This is a genomic window from Sphingomonas sp. PP-CE-3A-406 (assembly GCF_003688625.1).
GTDB lineage: Bacteria > Pseudomonadota > Alphaproteobacteria > Sphingomonadales > Sphingomonadaceae > Sphingomonas.
The window spans coordinates 1,023,939-1,041,392 of sequence record NZ_RCWY01000001.1; the positions used below are offsets into that span (position 1 = coordinate 1,023,939).

The window sequence follows — 17,454 nt, forward strand, 5'->3', positions numbered from 1 at the left end:
TTATGTCGAACTATACGATCACGTCCGCCGCGCTCGTCGTCAACGCCAAGTCGCGCAAGGGCCAGAAGCTGTTCAAGCGCGCGTGTGCGGCGATGTCGGGGCTGCCTTATGAGGTCGACGCGCATGCGGTCGAGGATCCGAAGGACCTCGAAGCGACGGTGCTCCGGGCGCTGGCGAAGAAGCCCGACCTGCTGATTCTTGGTGGCGGCGACGGCACGGTCAGCGGCTTGGTCGACCTGATGGTGGGCCACGACGTGATCCTTGGCGTGTTGCCGCTCGGCACCGCCAACAGTTTCGCGCGCACGCTTGGCATTCCGCTGAATATCGAGGGCGCGGTGGAGGTGATCCGCACCGGCAAGCCACGCCGGATCGATCTCGGCATGATCGACGGCGATTATTTCGCGAACTGCGCGGCGATGGGCATCAGCCCGAAGATCGCCGAGACGGTCCCGCACGGGCTGAAGAAGATCTTCGGCAAGGTCGGCTATCTGGCCTGGGCGACGTATCAATACATGCGCTTCCGCCCGTTCACGCTGATCGTCGGCGAGGGTCCGACCGCGGTGAAGATCCGCGTCGTCGAGGTGCGCATCTCGAACGGACCGTATCACGGCGGCACCGAACTGGTCGACGCTGCGGCAGTCGACTCGGGCGAGATCGTGGTGCAGGCGGTGATGGGGCATGTGAAGCGGCGACTGGTGCAGAACTGGGCGTCCAGCGTGTTCCGGCTTGAGTCGCGCCACGAGAAAGTGCGGGACTTCCGGGGCAAGAGCCTGAAGATCAACACGATCCCGCCACTGCCGATCTCGATCGACGGCGAGGTGTTGGCGAAGACCCCGGTGACGGCGAAGGTCGCGGCGGGGATCATCCGGGTGATGGCGCCCGCCTGAGGCGCGCTCGACTAGCGGCACCACCCGCCCCCTTGTTCTCCCGCGAAGGCGGGAGCCCAGACTGGGTCCCCGCCTTCGCGGGGAAACAACTTTTGTTCACGACAGGCCGCCCCACTAGCCACCACCCCGGCGACGGCCGGGGCCCAATGGAAAGGTCGCAGTAACGAAGCGCAGCGCTCAGTTGGCGACGTCCCCCAATTGGGCCCCGGCCTCCGCCGGGGTGGAACTGGGCGGCGTTACTTTACCCGCCGCACCGTCAAAATCTTAACCGGCGCAGCAATCATCTGCCCCTTCATAACCCCCGCCCCGGCAGTCGGCGAAGTCGGCGCAGCAAGGATGCGCTTCACCACATCCATCCCCTCAACAACATGCCCGAACGCCGCGAACCCCGCCGTATCCCCGCTTCCAGCCGGATTAGCATCGAGCGACAACACCGGCCCGACCGTGATGAAGAAGTCCGCCGTCGCGCTCCCCGGCGCGAACCGGGCCAGCGAGATCGTCGCATCGACATGCGACAGCCCGGTCTGGCTGGTCGGCTCATGCTTCACCGGCGGCAACAGACGCTTCACCTCGCCCTGCGGCCCGCCCTGGATCAACCCGGCATCCGCCCCGAGCTTCATCGCGCGGTAGAACGTCACCCCATCGAGCCGCTTCTGGTCGACATAGCGCAGGAAGTTCGCGGTCGTCAGCGGCGCGCGCTCCTTCTCCAGCGCCAGCGTGATCGGCCCCTCGCTCGTCGTCATCACGATCGAGACGGTCGCCGGAGCAACAGGCGGCGGCGCCGGCGGAGCCTCCTGCGCCGAGACGGAAACGGCGCCGAGAACGGCAAGAGCGAGCGTGACGAATCTGGAGATCATCCGCCACGCTACCCCGTCCTCCACTCCCTGTCAGCGGCCCCGCGACACGATATTGCGCGCGGCAAAGTTTTGCTTGGGTTTGCACGCCCGCACGCAATGCCTATCCGGGTCGCGATGACCGATCTCGCCATTCTCTACGAGCACCCGCTCTGGTTCGAACCGCTGTTCGCCGCCCTCGATCGCCGCGGCGTCGCGTTCACCCGCGCCACGCCCGACGGCTTCTGGAACCCCGCCGACCGGAGCACCCCGGCCCCCGTCGTCTTCAACCGCATCGCGATGTCGAGCTTCCTGCGCAACGACGAGCATCCGATCTTCGACACGATGGCGATGCTCGATCACTGGCGCCGCACTGGTGCGCGCGTGGTAAACGGCACCGACGTCCTCGCGATCGACGCCTCCAAGGCACGACAGTTATCGCTGATCGCCTCGCTCGGCCTCGCAATCCCCGAGACCCGCGTCGTTCACCGCGCCGCCGACGTCGTCCCTGCCGCACAGACGCTCCGCTTCCCGCTGGTCGTCAAAGCGAACATCGGCGGTTCGGGCGCAGGCATCATCCGCTTCGACAGCCTCGACGAACTCCGCACCACCGTAGCCGACGCTGGCCTGCCGAGCAGCGTCGACGGCGTTCTTCTTGTCCAGGAATACGTCCCCGTCCGCGACGGCGCGATCACCCGGATCGAGACGCTCGACCGCAAATTCCTTTACGCGATCGAGGTCGCCGGCGGCGGCGCGTTCGATCTCTGCCCCGCGGATGCGTGCGTCGTCCCCGGCTCGGGCATCAAGATGGCCGCGGCCGAGCCCTCGCAAACCTTGAAGGATGCCGCCGAGGCGATCGCCCGCACGGTCGATCTCGACGTCGGCGGAGTCGAGGTGATGATCGACGACCGCGACGGCGTCGCGCGCTTCTACGACATCAACGCACTGTCGAACTTCGTCGCCAAGCCCCTCGAAATGCTCGGCTGGGATCCGCACGACCGCCTCGTCGATTACCTCGTCGAACAGATCGAAAAGGCCCGCTGATGCGCTATGGTTACTGGACTCCCGTCTTCGGCGGCTGGCTTCGCAACGTCCCCGACGAGGGGATGGAGGCGAGTTGGGCCTACACCAAGGCGCTGACGCAGAATGCCGAGCGCTGGGGCTATGACCTGACGCTGATCGCCGAGCTGAACCTCAACGATATCAAGGGCATCGAACAGCCCGCGCTCGATGCGTGGTCGACCGCGGCGGCACTCGCGGCGGTGACCGACAGCATCGAGCTGATGGTCGCGGTCCGCCCGAACTTCCACCACCCCGCGCTGTTCGCCAAGGCCGCGGCGAACATCGACCGCATTTCGGGCGGGCGGCTCGCGCTCAACGTCGTGTCGTCCTGGTGGGCGGACGAGGCCAAGCAATACGGCCTCCAGTTCGACCAGCACGACGATCGCTACGCGCGCACCGCGGAGTGGTTGACCGTGGTCGACGGGCTCTGGACTGAGGAGCGGTTCGACTTCGCGGGCCAGTTCTACACCACCGAACAGGCGATCTGCTCGCCCAAGCCCGCCAAGCGCCCGACCGTCTACGCCGGCGGCGAAAGCGAGAAGGCCAAGGCGATGATCGCCGCGCAGTGCGACGCCTATGTCATGCACGGCGACCCCGCCGACGCTATCGCCCCGAAGATCGCCGACATGGCCGCGCGACGCGAAGCAGCTGGCGGCGCGCCGATGCAATACGGCATGGCCGCCTACGCGATCGTCCGCGACAGCGAAGCCGAGGCGAAGCGCGAGCTCGACCGCATTACCAGCGTCACCGAACTCCCCGCAGGCTATGCCAATTTCGACCAGTGGCTGTCGGGCACGCAACTCGAACGCGAGCTGAAGATCCAGGAATACTCCGTCTCCAACCGCGGCCTGCGCCCCAATCTGGTCGGCACGCCCGAGCAGTTGAAGGAGCGCGTCGCTGAGTATGAGGCGGCCGGTCTCGACCTGCTGCTGCTCCAGATGAGCCCGCAGGCCGAGGAAATGGAGCGGTTCGCCGCGCAGGTCATGGGCACCACATGATACGCCTAACTGACGTCGTTAAAACCTACCCGGCAAGCGACGCGGCGGCCCTTGATGGCGTATCGCTCGAAATTCCCGCACGCGGCGTGTTCGGCGTCATCGGCCAGTCCGGTGCAGGCAAGTCGACGCTGATCCGCCTTATCAACGCGCTCGAACGCCCGACGTCGGGCCGGGTCGAAGTCGATAGCGTCGACGTAGCCGCGTTGTCGGCGGCGGACCTGCGCGCGCTGCGTCGTCGGATCGGCATGATCTTCCAGAACTTCGGCCTGCTGTCGTCGCGCACGGTCGCGGCAAACGTCGCGTTCCCGCTGGTGCTCGCGGGCGTATCCAAAGCCGAGCGCGAGACGAAAGTCGCCGCACTGCTCGACCGCGTAGGCCTCGCCGATCACGCCACCAAATATCCCGCCCAGCTCTCCGGCGGCCAGAAGCAGCGCGTCGGCATCGCGCGCGCGCTCGCCACCGACCCCGACATCCTGCTCTGCGACGAAGCCACCAGCGCACTCGACCCCGAAACCACCCGCTCGGTCCTCACCCTCCTCCGCGACCTCAACCGAGACCTCGGCCTGACGATCGTCCTGATCACCCACGAAATGGACGTCGTCCGCTACGTCTGCGACCGCGTCGCCGTGCTCGAACGCGGCCGCATCGTCGAGACCGGCGACGTCACCGACATCTTCGCCAACGCCGCCCACCCCGCGACGCAGCGCATGCTGGCAGGGCTGGCGGCATGAGCTTCTTCGCCAACATCGACTGGTCGGACATCGGCCAGGCCTGCCTCGACACGCTGATCATGCTCGGCGGGTCGCTGATCCTGACGATCGCGTTCGGCCTCCCACTCGGCGTCCTGCTCTACCTCACCGACCGGGGCCGCCTGTCGCAGAACCGCGTCGCCAACGCCGTGCTCGGGATCATCGTCAACATCCTCCGTTCCGTCCCCTTCATCATCCTGCTGATCGTGATGATCCCGCTCACCGTGATGCTCGTCGGCACCTCGCTAGGCGTCGCCGGCGCGATCCCGCCGCTCGTCGTCGGCGCCGCGCCGTTCTACGCACGGCTCGTCGAGGGATCGCTCAAGGAAGTCGACCGCACCACGATCGAGGCGGTGCAGGCGATGGGCGCCACCACGCGCCAGATCGTCACCGGCGCGCTGATCCCCGAGGCGCTTCCCGGACTGATCGCCGGCGCCACCGTCACCGCGGTCGCGCTCGTCTCGTTCACCGCGATGGCGGGCGTGGTCGGCGCAGGGGGCCTCGGCGATCTCGCGATCCGCTTCGGCTATCAGCGCTTTCAGACCGACGTCATGGTCGTCACCGTCGTGCTGCTGGTCGTGCTCGTCCAGATCATCCAATATGCCGGCGACGCGCTCGCACGCCACTTCACCCGCCGCTAGGAATTCGCATGAACCGCCGCACGCTGCTCGCTACCTTGTCACTGCTCGCGCTCGCCGCCTGTGGGGGGACCAAGACCAACGACGGCAAGACGCTGACCGTCGCCGCGACCGCAGTGCCGCACGCCGAGATTCTTGAGTCGATCAAGCCAACGCTCGCCAAGGAAGGCGTCGACCTCCAGATCCGCGTCTTCAACGATTACGTTCAGCCCAACCTCCAGGTCGAGCAGAAGCAGATCGACGTCAGCTATTTCGAGACCAAGCCGTATCTCGACGAGTTCAACGCCTCGCGCGGCACGCATCTGGTGACCTATGCCGGTGTCCATGTCGAACCGCTCGGCGCCTATTCGCGCAAGTGGAAGTCGATCGCGCAGATCCCCAACGGCGCCACCGTCGCGATCCCGAACGAGCCGAGCAACGGCGGCCGCGCGCTGTTGCTGCTCCAGAAGGCCGGCCTCATCACGCTCAAGAACCCGACCAATCCGTTGTCGAGCCTCAACGACATCGCCACCAACCCGAAGAACCTCCAGTTCAAGGAACTGGAGGGCGCCACCCTGCCGCGCACGCTCGGCGAGGTCGATCTCGCGCTGATCAACACCAATTACGCGCTCGACGCGAAGCTCAACCCGGTCCGCGACGCGCTCGCGATCGAGGACAAGAACAGCCCCTACGTCAATTTCGTCGTCGGCCTGCCCGGTGGCGAGAAGGACCCGCGGGTCGTGAAGCTGATCGCTGCGTTGCGCAGCCCGGCCACCAAGACCTTCATCGAGCAGCATTATCGGGGTGCGGTCCTCCCGGCGTTCTGATACCGGCGCGGGCCTCGTTAGCGTAATTCTGAGGCTCCATGACGGTCGTCGCCGCGTATCTCTATCGCCATGGCAAGCGCGTTCGCGCGGTCTCGATCGACGAAAAGGTCGATTGCCCCGCGGACCGCTCGGAGTTCGTCTGGATCGGCATCTGCGACCCGACCGATGCCGAGATGCGGACGCTGAAGGACCAGTATTATCTCCACCCCCTGGCGGTGGAGGACGCGATCAAGGCGGATCAGTTGCCCAAGGTCGACGTCTATGGCGACCAGCTTTTCGTGGTCGCGCGCACCGCTCAGCTGGAGCAGGACAAGATCGCATATGGCGAAACCGCGATCTTCGTCGGCCACAGTCACATCATCAGCGTCCGCCACGGCTCGGCGCGGTCTCATAAAGCTCTACGCGAACAGCTCGAAGCCGCACCGACCTTGTTGATCAACGGCGTCGATTACGTCCTCCACGCGATCCTCGATTACGTCGTCGACGGCTATCTCCCGATCGTCGAGAGCATCGAGGACGAGGTGCTGGCGATGGAACAACGCACGATCGACGCATTCCTAGGCCGCGACGAAATTGTCCGTATCTTTGGTCTGAGACGCGAAATGATCCGCTTCCAACGCATCCTCGGACCGATGGGCGAGGTCGCGGGCAAGATCGTCCGCCTCGACCTCCCCTGCATCGATACCGAGGCAAAACCGTATTTCAGCGACGTGCTCGATCACGTCCGCCGCGTCCAGACGATGGTCGAGGGCCTGCGCGAAGTGCTGACGTCGGTGTTCGAATTCAGCAACCTGCTCGAACAACAACGCACCGGCGCGATCACTCGCCAGTTGGCCGCCTGGGCTGCCATCCTCGCGGTGCCGACCGCAATTGCCGGAATCTACGGCATGAACTTCGAGAACATGCCCGAACTGAAGTCGCAATATGGGTATTTTGTCGTGCTGGCCGTGATCGGGGTAGTCTGCGCCGCGCTGTACGTGAAGTTCAGGCAGGCGAAGTGGCTGTAGCGGGGACCTAGCTTAGCTTGTTTCCCCGCGAAGGCGGGGACCCAGACTGGGCTCCCGCCTTCGCGGGAGAACAAGAGAGCGGCCGGGACACATGCCAAAGTTCATCCCCCGGCCGGCTCCCGCTCAAACCTTGACGAGCATCTTCCCCGTATTCCCACCCGAGAACAGCCCCAAAAACGCATCCGGCATCGTCTCGACCCCCTCATGCACGGTCTCCTGCCGCTTCAGCGTACCCGCCGCCAGCATTCCGCCCATGTCCTTGTAGAACTCCTCCGCGCGATTCATGTAGTCGCTGACGATGAACCCGCGGATCTGCACGCGGTTACCGATCAGCCGCGCGAGGTACTTCAGCTGCGTCGCCGCGCCGCTGTTGTACACGTCGATCATCCCGCACACCGCGAACCGCGCATGCATGTTCGCATGCGCCAGCGCCGCGTCGAGATGCTCGCCGCCGACGTTGTCGAAATACACGTCGATTCCCCCAGAACCGACAGCTTGGGCCGCCTCGCCGAGCGCCTTCACCACCGGCACGTCGCTCTTGTAGTCGATCACCGCATCCGCACCGAGCGACTTCACCCACGCGCATTTCTCCGCGCCGCCGGCCGAGCCGATCACCGTCATGCCCTTGGCCTTGGCGACCTGTACGACCGTCGAGCCGACCGCACCCGCCGCCGCCGACACGAACACCGTATCGCCCGCCTTCGCCTCGGCAACCTGAAGCAAGCCGAAATACCCGGTCATCCCCGGCATGCCGAGCTGACCCAAAAACGCCTGCGGAGGCACGTCGAGCGCGGGCAGCTTCTGCACCTGCGCGGCCGGCACCACCGCTTCGTCGCGCCACCCCGCCATGTGCAGCACCATGTCGCCGACCTTGATGCCGTCGTCGTTGCTCTCGACCACTTCGCCGACCGCGCCGCCCTGCATCGCCTCGCCCAGCGCGAACGGCGGGACATAGCTCTTCACGTCGTTCATCCGCCCGCGCATGTACGGGTCGACCGACAGCCAGCGATTGGCGATCCGCACCTCGCCGGCGCCGAGCGTCGACTGGTCGAGATCGATCATGGCGAAGTCGGTATGCTTCGGCATGCCTTGCGGACGTGCCTTCAGGCTCCATGCACGGGCCATAAACTTGCTCCTGTCTTGAATATTCGTGAACCGGGTATGGCGAAACGCACGTCCAGCGCAACCCGCAAAAAAGCCCGGACGGTGCCGCCCGGGCTCGTTGTCGGCTAACGTCACGCGACGTCAGCCAATGCTTTCAAACGCTTAGTATGTGGTCGACCCGGACTTGCCGAGCGTGTCCGATGTCGTGCCCGTGGTCGACGTCGCGCCAGCAGCGCTGCCGGCCTGGGTGGTCGAAGCATACCCCGTCGTACCGGCATCCTTCTTGTCGCCGCCCGTGCGATCGCCGTACTCGAACATCGCCGAGTTGCGCTCTTCTTCCTTCCACGCAGCCTTAGCTTCGTCGGCCGACTTCGACAGCGTCACCTTGCCATCGACGGTCTTGATCCACCGTGACGGGATCGAATGATGCACGCCGCCCGCATCGCGGTCGTTCTTGGTGAGCAGGATCCGGTCGCCCTTCACCTTGTCGACCGTGCCGACATGGCTGTCATCGGATCCGACGACTTCCATATGCTCGGTGACCTGCGACAGCGAACTACGCTGGCCGTGACGCTCATTGCGCCACGACGAGAACTCGGTCTCGAACTTGGAGCGGTTCTCATGGCGATACTCGTCATAGTCGCGGTCGAGCGCCGCGATCTGCGTGCTGCGCCAGCTATAATAGTGATCGTCATGCGGGTTCGACGACCGATTGCCGAACGACCGGTTCTCCGAGCCTCCATAGGACCGCTCGTCATACCGCGCATCGGCTTCGCGGCGGCGCTCGGCCTCGTCGTCGCCGAACCACGAGCGAACCTCGTCGCCTGCTCGCGCGATGAATCCGCGATCGTCATAGTCATAGCCCTGCGGCTGGCGACCATAGTCACGCCCCTCGTTACGGCTGCCGCCGCGCGACGTGCGGTTGTCGTCGTCCGCATGACGGTTGCGCCCCACGTCCTCGAAACGACGCCCGTCCGACGCATAGCTGCCATGATATTCGGTATCGCCCGAACCCTGGCCGCGCTGGCCATAATTCTGTTGGCCATAACGCGGCTGACCCGAATCCTGGCGACCATAGCCCTGCTGGCCGTAGGACTGGCCTGCCCCCTGTCCGTAGCGCGACTGACCATAGCGATCACCGCCCGATGGCTGCTGGCGATCGTTGTGGCCGCCGTAATAGTCACGGCTACCCTGGTCGTCGCGCCCGCGAGACCCCCCACGATACCCGTGGTCCCCGCGATCATTATCGCGATCGAACTCACCGGCTGCTGCATAATCGCGCGCACTGGATCGACCATAGTCGCCACCATCGGAGCGGAAATCGCGACCGTAATCCTGCGAGTTCGGCCGACCGTAATAGTCGCCCGACTGACGATCTCTGGTATTGCGTTCGTAGACCATAGGAGCCTCCTAATTGCTGTCCTGCGGCTGCCGGCGTCGTCGTATGCGGCGTCGTGCATTCCGAGGTCTACAAGCGCCAAGATCGTCGATTGTTCCTGTGTTTGCCGTCGCTTGACGCCGACACGACGCACCGCTGCGACGGCGGGTTAGAAGCAAAGCGACGGGCTTCACCAACCCGGTTGCAACAGCGAAATCGACCCGCTAAGCCATCGATCCTGGCCTATGGCCAACCGCGCGGGGCCGTAGCTCAGATGGGAGAGCGCTGCAATCGCACTGCAGAGGTCCGGGGTTCGATTCCCCGTGGCTCCACCACGCGCAACATGACTAGACATGTGCCCCTGCAATTGCCCGAAGCATTGGGGCGGTGTGCGCGGTAACCGCGCAGTAAAAGCTGCCGATAATCGATTTATCGATGTGCTTCACGAGCGCTCGATGCCCCCCACATCCCGCCGACAAACGTTCGATCTCGGATGAAATCGAGAATGCGGCGGACACCAAGACGCGCGGGCCGAGATATTCGACGCCACCACCGACGGGTCCGCTTTCGGCCTCCCAGGACATGATCACGCATCCTTCGGCCTCGACGCTGTAAACAAAAGCCAGCCAAGCCCTCCTGCGACGACACCGAGCGCGCCACCAAGCAGATAGGCGTCGATCGCCCCTGTCGGCATGAACATCCCCCCGGCCATATATCCGAGGATACCCGCGCTGCTCGTCGCGGCGCTGTAGATCGCGGCCACCTTGCCGTGTGCGCCCGCAGGAGCCTCGCGTTGCAGCATGGTCCGCACCGCGACATTGTGCACGCTGTTCGCGGCACCGCCGATCACGAAGGCGATCCCCACAACGACGAGCCCGGAGGTCATCGTCATGCCGGCAATCCCGCCGACAACGCCGATCGCCAGCATCATCGCGCCCATCACGATGGCGGACGCATAGGCAAGTGGGGCCGGGCGGAGCATCGGCCAAACCCCGGCCGCCGCCGCGCCCGCCATCATTCCCCCCGCCCAACACGCGGTGAGCAGCCCGAACGCCATCGCACCCGCCGCCAGCGATACGGTGACCAGGAACACGAACGCGACATCGGCAATCGCGCTGGCGAAGACTCCCAATGCGAGGGCACCGATCATGATCACGATCCGCCGATCGCGCAGCACCGGCAGGTACTCGGCGAACAGCGTCCGAGCTCGACCATCCGCATCGGCATCCACATCGACCTCGACCGGCCGCCGCAACCCGCTCCCCAGCACGACCAAAGCCAGCAACGCGAAGCTCGCCGCATCGATCAGCAGCGCATTGCCCGCCCCGCCCCATGCCACCAGCGCGCCGCCGACGACTGGCCCGGCAAGCATCCCGGCGCTACGCACGAACTCCAGCACCGCGTTCGCACGCGCCAACGTCATTCCCAGCCCGGTAGCCAGCACCGGGATCAGTGCGAAGGTCGCCGTTCCCCCGACCGCGAACAGGATGCTGAGTACGCCGGCACCGACCATCGTCGAGACCGGATCGGGATGATACGCCATCCATGACAGGACCACCGCGTCCGCCAGCGCCGCACCGGCCAGCAGCTTGCCCGCATCGTGCGCATCGACGAGGCGGCCGATGTACGGCGTGACGAGCAAACCCGGCAACAACTGAGCGACCAGCAGCATCGGCACGGCAAAAGCGGTTCTGTCGCCCGCCGTCCGAAACATCAGGGTGATCAGCGAAATTTCGTCGCCGATCGTCGAGATCGTCAGCGCGACGAGCAGCAACCACCCCCACCCCGTCCTGAACGCGACTATTCCCATGTCGGCAGTTCATGCTGTCCGGTCTCGCGCGTCAATGTTTCATGCGAGACTTCATATGATCGATTAGCGCGGGAATTTCGGCAGGGTCCCCAGCGCCGTCGAACGAACCGAAGCCTGCGGGGTGGGGCACGCCCGGCTCAAATACCGTATCGATCGAGCAATCATCGAAACGCGACGCCCACGTCGGGGCGGACTTGGCCACAACGTTGCCCCGATCGTGATCGCCACGCCGAATGCAAACAGCGTGCGCCACGTCACCGACCACGGATCCGGAGAATAATCCGTGAAAACGCCTGACCGATCAGCGGATTGGCGCTTGCGAACAGCGCAAGGATCACCGCCGCCCATCAAAGACAACGCGACGCCCCCAATTGCGCGCACGCCATCGGGGAGCAGCTCTCGATGCTGGTTGGCCAGGGACAGTCGCACAGCATCCTTCAACGGCGCAATAACGGCCGACATCGCGTGCCAGCAAGCCGGCGCGACAAAGCCGCGCATCGTCGAACCCGTCGGGTGGCACGAGTGCGGCAAGCGATGCCGTAATCCAAGACAGAACCCAGGCGAGAACGCTTGGATCGTCGACCAGCACCACGCCGAACGCGGCGGCGGCAATCGACGCCAGTCGCGCCGATCCGTCATCCCAGTTCGCCCGGCGTGTTAGTAACAGGGCGTCGATCGCGTCATCTTGGCACTCCCCGATTGTCGAGGATCGGCTTTGCCGCGGTTCTGTGATCGACCGATCGCGAGGTCCATGTGCGATCCGTTCGCTTGTCTTGCAGATCCTGTGCAGAGGATGAATCCAAACCTGGCCGGTTTCCCTCGGCCCGCGTTGCGAATGCCTTGGCGTAGGGCTAGCCTCGCTCCGGGGAGTATCGACACATGGCGTGCAAAGACCGGATCGGCCGGCGTTTCGCAACGAAGCGTTATCGTCTGTCCGCTACCCATTCGCCGATGCAGAACCAGAACCAGCACTACGGCCCATGTTCACGATCTTCCTGACGCCCGCCTACGTGCCGTTCGCGATCGCGTTCGTCGTGATGATCGGGATCGGGCTGATCGAGGCGATCGGCCTGGGGCTCGGCCATCTCGATCTTCACGCGGACGTTCATGCCGAAGCGGATGGCGGCGGCGTGCTCGACTGGATCGGGCTCGGCCATGAACTACCGATCCTGATCTGGCTCACCTCTTTGCTCGGCTGCTTCACGCTTTCAGGGATTGCCATTCAGCAAGGCGCGACAGCATCGACCGGCGGCCCGCTGCATTGGAGCCTCGCCTCAGGTGTCGCATTGATCGCCGGCAGCCTGCTCAACACGCTCGCCGCCAACGGCCTCGCCCGGATCATGCCCGGCTTCGAAACCAGCGTGATCTCGACCGACGACTTCCTGCGCCGCCGTGGCACCATCCTCGAGGGCACCGCGCGTCGCGGATCGCCCGCCCGCGCGAAGATCGTCGACCAGCACGGCCAGGCGCATTTCATCATGGTCGAGCCGCACGACGACACCGACGCGATCGCCACCGGCGAGACCGCGCTGATCGTCCGCCGCGACGGCAAACTCTTCTACGCACTGCCCGAAGCCAACGCGCTTCTGCGGTCGATCTGACCAACACATAACCGGGGAGGGTTTCATGCCCGCACAGCTTCTGAACGTCCTGATCTACGCCGGCATCGTGCTGTTCGCACTGGTGGTGATCGGCATCATCCTGACCCGGCTCTACCGCCGCGCGACCAAGGACGTCGCGCTGATCCGCACCGGCTTCGGCGGCGAGAAGGTCGTCCTCAACGGCGGCATCATGGTGATCCCGGTGCTGCACGAACTGATGCAGGTCCGCCTGACGACCGTGAAGCTGGAGGTGTCGCGTCTCAACAAGGATGCGCTGATCACGCTCGACAAGCTTCGCGTCGACGTCGTCGGGCTGTTCCATATCAAGGTGAAGCCCGATGCGGAGTCGATCGCCGCCGCCGCGCAGACGCTCGGCGACTCGGTCAACAGCCCCGATGCGGTGAAGTCGCTGCTCGACGGCAAGCTCGTGTCCGCGCTGCGCTCGGTCGCCGCGACGATGACGATGGAGCACCTCCACGCCAACCGCGCCGACTTCATCCAGAAGGTGCAGGAGGCGCTGATGACCGATCTGGACATGAACGGCTTCCAGCTCGAGTCCGTCAGCATCACGCATTTCGACCAGACCGCGTTCGAGCATTTCAACGAGAACAACGCATTCGATGCCGAGGGCCTGACCGTGCTCACGCGGACGATCGAGGAGCGCAAGAAGATCCGCAACGACATCGTCGCGACCAACCGCGTCGAGATCGAGCAGCGTAACCTCGATGCGAACAACCAGTCGCTCGAGATCGCGCAGGCCGCGGAACAGGCGCGACTGACGCAGGAGCAGACGCTGTCGGCACGCCGTGCCGAACAGGCCACCGCGATCGCCACCGCCGAGGCCGAGCAAACCCGCCTTGCCGAGATCGCCCGCATCACCGCCAGCCAGGCACAAACCGTCGCGCAGACCGAAGCCGACAAGGTGATCCAGACCGCGACCATCGCTCGTGACGGTGCGATCCAGACCGCGACGATCGAACGCGACCGCACCATCGAGATCGCGCGCATAACGACGGCCGTGCAGACCGCGCAAAAGTCCGAGGAGGAATCGACTGCGACGGCTGCCGCCAACGAGGCACGCGCCCTCGCCGTCCGCGCCGAGGAAAGCGTCGCCACCGCCAAAGCGACCGAAATCGCCAACCGCAACAAGAACGTCGCCGTGATCGCCGCCACCCAGCGCGCGCAGGAAGAGGCTGTCGGCATCACCGTCGCCGCGACCGCAGAAAAGGAAGCTGCCGAGGCACGTGCGAGCGCCCTGCGCACCGAGGCGACTGCCGAGGCCGATGCCGAGAAAGCCCGCGCGGAAGGGCGCGAGGCGGCGTTCAAGGTCGATGCGGCAGGTCAGGCATCGCTCAACGAGGCGACCAACCTGCTGAGCGACGCGCAGACAGCGCTGCTGATCCGCCGCGCGATGCTGGAAGCCCTGCCCGCGATCATCGCGGCGGCGAGCAAGCCGATGGAGAACATCGACAAGATCAGCATCCTCGATGCGCGAGGATTGCATGGCGACGGCGGCAGCGACGGCGCGTCCGGCGGCGGACAAAGCAATCTCGCCGACACCGCGGTCGCGGCGGCGATGCGTTACCGCGTCGGTGGCCCGCTGATCGATGGCCTGATGGCGGAACTGGGGATGACCGGCAGTTCCTTGAACGGCATGCTCGCCGGCAGCAGCGCTGACGCGGCGTCTGCGCGAAGCTCCTCCACCGATGCCCACAAACATCCCACTGCTCTCAATGGCGGGTCGGGCAACCCGCCGGCCTGACGTGAGTCCCCAGGCCAAGGCCCTGGAACTCGATCTGCGCTTCGAAGAAGACGGCGCGCAGATCTTTCCGGGCGCGTTGGATCCTGCCACGTGCCTTTCGATCGAACAGGCCGCGGCAGATCTACCCCGCGACGTCCCCGGCGTGCGGATCGGGGCCGCCCCTGCCCTGCGCGGCATGCTCGCCGTTGACGGTCCCATCGGCCGCATCGCCGGATCTGTGCTGGGGCGCGACGCACGCCCCGTCCGAGCCGTGCTGTTCGACAAGACGGCGGCCCGGAACTGGGCGCTCGGCTGGCATCAGGATCGCACCATCGTCGTCGAGCAGCGCGGTGCCGTCGACGGGTTCGGTCCGTGGACGGTGAAGGCCGGACTCGTCCAGGTCGAACCGCCCTTCGCGTTGCTGGAGCGGATGGTCACGATCCGCGTCCACCTCGACCCCGTCGACGCCACGAATGCCCCGCTCCGCATCGTACCCGGATCTCACCGGCTCGGCCGCCTGCCGGAAACGAGTATCGGGCATGTCGTCGAGGCGCGCGGCGAGCGCCTGTGCCGCGCGAACCGCGGCAATGTCTGGCTCTACGCGACACCGATCGTCCACGGCTCGCGCGCGGCCGATCCACCCCGTCGCCGACGCGTGCTCCAGATCGACTACGCAGCCGAAGACCTGCCCGCTCCGCTTCGATGGCACGGGCTGTAGAGGTCAAGGGTTCGATTCCCCTCGGAGCGACCAGCGCCTGCCGACAAACGTTATTTATCGCCCCGAACCGACCGGCCGACGGCAGTGCCCGCGCCTCAGGCGGCGCTGGTGATCGGCGCGTTCCCCGCATCCGAACTCGACAGCCACCGTACGAAGTTCGACGCGTCCATCGGTCGCCCGAACAGGAAGCCCTGCGCCTCTTCGCAGCCGATATGCGCGAGGACGTTGGCCGCGTCCTCGCTTTCGACGCCCTCGGCCACGACGCGGTAGCCGAGCTTCTGCGCCAGCCCGACCATCGTCTCGACGAGGACGAAGTCCGCGCCGCTCGTCGCACGGAGGTTGCGCACGAACGCCTGATCGATCTTGACGACCTGCGCTGGCAGCCTCTGCAGATAGGCGAGGCTGCTATGGCCCGTACCGAAGTCGTCGATCGCGAGGCAAATGCCCGCCGTCGCCAATTCTGCGAGCATCGCGAGCGCCTGCTCGGGGTGATCCATGATCGCGCTCTCGGTCAGTTCGATCTCGAGTTGATCGGGCCGCAGCTGTCGCCGCAGCATCCCCAGCTGGATGCGTTCGATCAGATCCGTCTCTTCGAGGTTGGCGGCCGAGATATTGACGGAAATCGCGACGCCTATGCCGGCCTCGTTCCAGCCGACGAGCTGGTCCATCGCCGCATCCAGCACCCACTGCGTGGTCGGTCGGGCCAGCGACGTGTGCTCGATGATCGGGATGAATTCGGCGGGCGATATCTCACCGAGCACCGGGTGCCGCCATCGCAGCAACGCCTCGACACCGATACAGCGCCGCGTCGCCAGTTCGACACGCGGTTGAAACATCAGCCGAAGCTGATCGCCGGCTTCGAGCGCGGTCCCGAAATCCTGCAACAGCGTATATTGACGGCGATGCGCGATGTCGCTGGCCGGCGAATACAGCGCGATCGCACCATCCACCTGCCGGGCATCCTGCGCCGCGCTGGCCGCCGCGCGCAACACGTCGTCGGCCACCGCGTCACCCAGCGTGAACGCGCGAACGCCGATCGCGACGTTGGTCACGAACCGGACCGACGAGGACGCCCGGATCGCCGCGAAGCCCGACGCCAGGACCGCCATGTACGCATCCTGATCGACGTCGGGTGGCCCCAGAAAGGCGAATTGCGCCGGGCCGACGTGATAAGCGACGCGAGAGGAATCGAGCCGCTGTTGCAGCGACAGCGCGGCCTCTCGGATCAACGCGTCGACCCGCGCTCCGCCCATCACCCGCAAGATCCGGTTGATCTGGTCGTCCCGGCCCAAATCGACGACGACGACGAGCCTATGCTCGCCGCTATGGTCTCGCGTCAGATCTAGGAGGTCCTCGCGGAACTGATTGCGGTTGGGCATACCGCTGATCGGATCGATCCGGCCGAACGCATGCTGCAACTCGATCTGCGCCATGACCATCGCCGCTAGGTCGGTCAACGCGGCCATTTCGGCGGCGGACGCCTGCCGAGGCTCGGTGCCGAGCACGCAGAGCGAGCCAAGACCATAGCCTTCGCTGGTGACCAGCGGTGCGCCCGCATAGAACCGGGTGCCGGCAAGACCCAACGGGCTTTCGGCGTAAAAACAGTCCGCCTGCAGGTCCTCGATAACCAGCGGGCTCGTCGATTCGGCGACCTGCGAACACGGCGCTTTTCGTCGGGTGATCGAGTCGTGAGAGATCCCGACTCGCGACTTGAACCATTGTCGATCGCGATCGGTCAGCGAAATGGCTGCTACCGGCAGGCCGAAGATCTGGCTGGCCATGCGCGTGATACGATCAAAGCTCTCGCTCGATGGCGTATCGAGCAGCTTGAGCTGGTGCAAAGCGTCAAGCCGAGCCTTCTCTAGATAGTCACGCACGGGCTTCCCTTTCGGGATAGCTGATAAATTACAATCGTTAACGGTTTCACCAACGTCAAACGCGACGGGCATTGAAAAATTAGGAAAATCCGCCGCCGAACCGCGTGGCTACCGGCTCGTAATCCGGTGACACGCAGCGCGACCGCGCGACACCAAGGCCGCGTACTAGAGCGACGTGTTCGTCGCGCTTGAGCGGAGCGATATGCGCCGATCGAGCGGATGCTGCTCGACCGATCATCGTTATC

Annotated in this window: 15 protein-coding genes and 1 tRNA gene; 11 read left to right on the top strand and 5 right to left on the bottom strand. The window is 65.3% G+C overall.

The features are described 5' to 3' along the window. Positions 1-2: 2 nt before the first annotated feature. Entirely contained in the window at positions 3-887 is an 885-nt protein-coding gene (locus C8J44_RS04425; protein ID WP_121903473.1) for a diacylglycerol kinase family protein, read from the top strand. Between the two features lie 236 nt (positions 888-1,123). Here C8J44_RS04425 and C8J44_RS04430 read toward each other — a convergent pair whose 3' ends face one another. Continuing rightward, the gene (locus C8J44_RS04430; RefSeq protein ID WP_121903846.1) at positions 1,124-1,744 is read right to left on the bottom strand and encodes a peptidylprolyl isomerase; all 621 of its coding nucleotides are present in this window, start codon (positions 1,742-1,744) and stop codon (positions 1,124-1,126) included. A 114-nt stretch (positions 1,745-1,858) separates the two neighbouring features. Between C8J44_RS04430 and C8J44_RS04435 the strand changes: the two genes are divergently transcribed. From C8J44_RS04435 to C8J44_RS04460, 6 genes are read left to right on the top strand one after another with little or no spacing between them, the layout of a single operon-like run. Further along, entirely contained in the window at positions 1,859-2,764 is a 906-nt protein-coding gene (locus C8J44_RS04435; RefSeq protein ID WP_121903847.1) for a RimK family alpha-L-glutamate ligase, read from the top strand. After that, complete coding sequence (locus C8J44_RS04440; RefSeq protein ID WP_056047742.1) at positions 2,764-3,780, top strand: LLM class flavin-dependent oxidoreductase; 1,017 nt, start codon at positions 2,764-2,766, stop codon at positions 3,778-3,780. The genes C8J44_RS04435 and C8J44_RS04440 overlap by 1 nt, the downstream gene beginning before the upstream one ends. Then, positions 3,777-4,511 (top strand): methionine ABC transporter ATP-binding protein, encoded by a 735-nt coding sequence (locus C8J44_RS04445; RefSeq protein ID WP_121903474.1) that lies wholly within the window; start codon positions 3,777-3,779, stop codon positions 4,509-4,511. Before C8J44_RS04440 ends, C8J44_RS04445 begins: the two co-directional genes overlap by 4 nt. Next, complete coding sequence (locus C8J44_RS04450) at positions 4,508-5,170, top strand: methionine ABC transporter permease (RefSeq protein WP_056062682.1); 663 nt, start codon at positions 4,508-4,510, stop codon at positions 5,168-5,170. Before C8J44_RS04445 ends, C8J44_RS04450 begins: the two co-directional genes overlap by 4 nt. 8 nt (positions 5,171-5,178) lie before the next feature. Beyond that, the gene (locus C8J44_RS04455) at positions 5,179-5,973 is read left to right on the top strand and encodes a MetQ/NlpA family ABC transporter substrate-binding protein (RefSeq protein ID WP_121903475.1); all 795 of its coding nucleotides are present in this window, start codon (positions 5,179-5,181) and stop codon (positions 5,971-5,973) included. Between the two features lie 38 nt (positions 5,974-6,011). Next, positions 6,012-6,980, top strand: a complete 969-nt coding sequence (locus tag C8J44_RS04460) for a magnesium and cobalt transport protein CorA (RefSeq protein WP_121903476.1) — start codon at positions 6,012-6,014, stop codon at positions 6,978-6,980. A gap of 123 nt (positions 6,981-7,103) precedes the next feature. Here C8J44_RS04460 and C8J44_RS04465 read toward each other — a convergent pair whose 3' ends face one another. Together C8J44_RS04465 and C8J44_RS04470 are read right to left on the bottom strand one after the other, a co-directional pair. Further along, the gene (locus C8J44_RS04465; RefSeq protein ID WP_121903477.1) at positions 7,104-8,105 is read right to left on the bottom strand and encodes an NADP-dependent oxidoreductase; all 1,002 of its coding nucleotides are present in this window, start codon (positions 8,103-8,105) and stop codon (positions 7,104-7,106) included. A 141-nt stretch (positions 8,106-8,246) separates the two neighbouring features. Then, positions 8,247-9,485, bottom strand: coding sequence for a DUF2171 domain-containing protein (locus C8J44_RS04470; protein ID WP_121903478.1), 1,239 nt, complete (start codon positions 9,483-9,485; stop codon positions 8,247-8,249). Between the two features lie 236 nt (positions 9,486-9,721). Between C8J44_RS04470 and C8J44_RS04475 the strand changes: the two genes are divergently transcribed. Next, positions 9,722-9,797, top strand: a tRNA-Ala gene (locus C8J44_RS04475). A 251-nt stretch (positions 9,798-10,048) separates the two neighbouring features. Here the strand turns inward: C8J44_RS04475 and C8J44_RS04480 are convergent. Continuing rightward, the gene (locus tag C8J44_RS04480; RefSeq protein ID WP_121903479.1) at positions 10,049-11,272 is read right to left on the bottom strand and encodes an MFS transporter; all 1,224 of its coding nucleotides are present in this window, start codon (positions 11,270-11,272) and stop codon (positions 10,049-10,051) included. 980 nt (positions 11,273-12,252) lie between these two features. Between C8J44_RS04480 and C8J44_RS04485 the strand changes: the two genes are divergently transcribed. From C8J44_RS04485 to C8J44_RS04495, 3 genes are read left to right on the top strand one after another with little or no spacing between them, the layout of a single operon-like run. After that, positions 12,253-12,873: an OB-fold-containig protein gene (locus C8J44_RS04485; protein ID WP_121903480.1), complete on the top strand. Its 621-nt coding sequence runs from the start codon at positions 12,253-12,255 to the stop codon at positions 12,871-12,873. Positions 12,874-12,898: 25 nt separating this feature from the next. Further along, positions 12,899-14,635, top strand: a complete 1,737-nt coding sequence (locus tag C8J44_RS04490; RefSeq protein WP_259466705.1) for a flotillin family protein — start codon at positions 12,899-12,901, stop codon at positions 14,633-14,635. 1 nt (position 14,636) lies between these two features. After that, positions 14,637-15,332, top strand: a complete 696-nt coding sequence (locus tag C8J44_RS04495; RefSeq protein WP_259466706.1) for a phytanoyl-CoA dioxygenase family protein — start codon at positions 14,637-14,639, stop codon at positions 15,330-15,332. A 95-nt stretch (positions 15,333-15,427) separates the two neighbouring features. Here the strand turns inward: C8J44_RS04495 and C8J44_RS04500 are convergent, their stop codons facing one another. Continuing rightward, the gene (locus C8J44_RS04500) at positions 15,428-17,209 is read right to left on the bottom strand and encodes a bifunctional diguanylate cyclase/phosphodiesterase (protein WP_121903482.1); all 1,782 of its coding nucleotides are present in this window, start codon (positions 17,207-17,209) and stop codon (positions 15,428-15,430) included. Between the last annotated feature and the right edge of the window lie 245 nt (positions 17,210-17,454).

What these genes read in the sequence shown, in the direction of transcription:
- C8J44_RS04430 (WP_121903846.1), bottom strand. Translation starts at nt 1,744, where the DNA reads ATGATCTCCAGATTCGTCACGCTCGCTCTTGCCGTTCTCGGCGCCGTT.
- C8J44_RS04455 (WP_121903475.1), top strand. Translation starts at nt 5,179, where the DNA reads ATGAACCGCCGCACGCTGCTCGCTACCTTGTCACTGCTCGCGCTCGCC.
- C8J44_RS04465 (WP_121903477.1), bottom strand. Translation starts at nt 8,105, where the DNA reads ATGGCCCGTGCATGGAGCCTGAAGGCACGTCCGCAAGGCATGCCGAAG.
- C8J44_RS04470 (WP_121903478.1), bottom strand. Translation starts at nt 9,485, where the DNA reads ATGGTCTACGAACGCAATACCAGAGATCGTCAGTCGGGCGACTATTAC.
- C8J44_RS04480 (WP_121903479.1), bottom strand. Translation starts at nt 11,272, where the DNA reads ATGGGAATAGTCGCGTTCAGGACGGGGTGGGGGTGGTTGCTGCTCGTC.
- C8J44_RS04445 (WP_121903474.1), top strand. Translation starts at nt 3,777, where the DNA reads ATGATACGCCTAACTGACGTCGTTAAAACCTACCCGGCAAGCGACGCG.
- C8J44_RS04460 (WP_121903476.1), top strand. Translation starts at nt 6,012, where the DNA reads ATGACGGTCGTCGCCGCGTATCTCTATCGCCATGGCAAGCGCGTTCGC.
- C8J44_RS04435 (WP_121903847.1), top strand. Translation starts at nt 1,859, where the DNA reads ATGACCGATCTCGCCATTCTCTACGAGCACCCGCTCTGGTTCGAACCG.
- C8J44_RS04425 (WP_121903473.1), top strand. Translation starts at nt 3, where the DNA reads ATGTCGAACTATACGATCACGTCCGCCGCGCTCGTCGTCAACGCCAAG.
- C8J44_RS04490 (WP_259466705.1), top strand. Translation starts at nt 12,899, where the DNA reads ATGCCCGCACAGCTTCTGAACGTCCTGATCTACGCCGGCATCGTGCTG.
- C8J44_RS04485 (WP_121903480.1), top strand. Translation starts at nt 12,253, where the DNA reads ATGTTCACGATCTTCCTGACGCCCGCCTACGTGCCGTTCGCGATCGCG.
- C8J44_RS04440 (WP_056047742.1), top strand. Translation starts at nt 2,764, where the DNA reads ATGCGCTATGGTTACTGGACTCCCGTCTTCGGCGGCTGGCTTCGCAAC.
- C8J44_RS04450 (WP_056062682.1), top strand. Translation starts at nt 4,508, where the DNA reads ATGAGCTTCTTCGCCAACATCGACTGGTCGGACATCGGCCAGGCCTGC.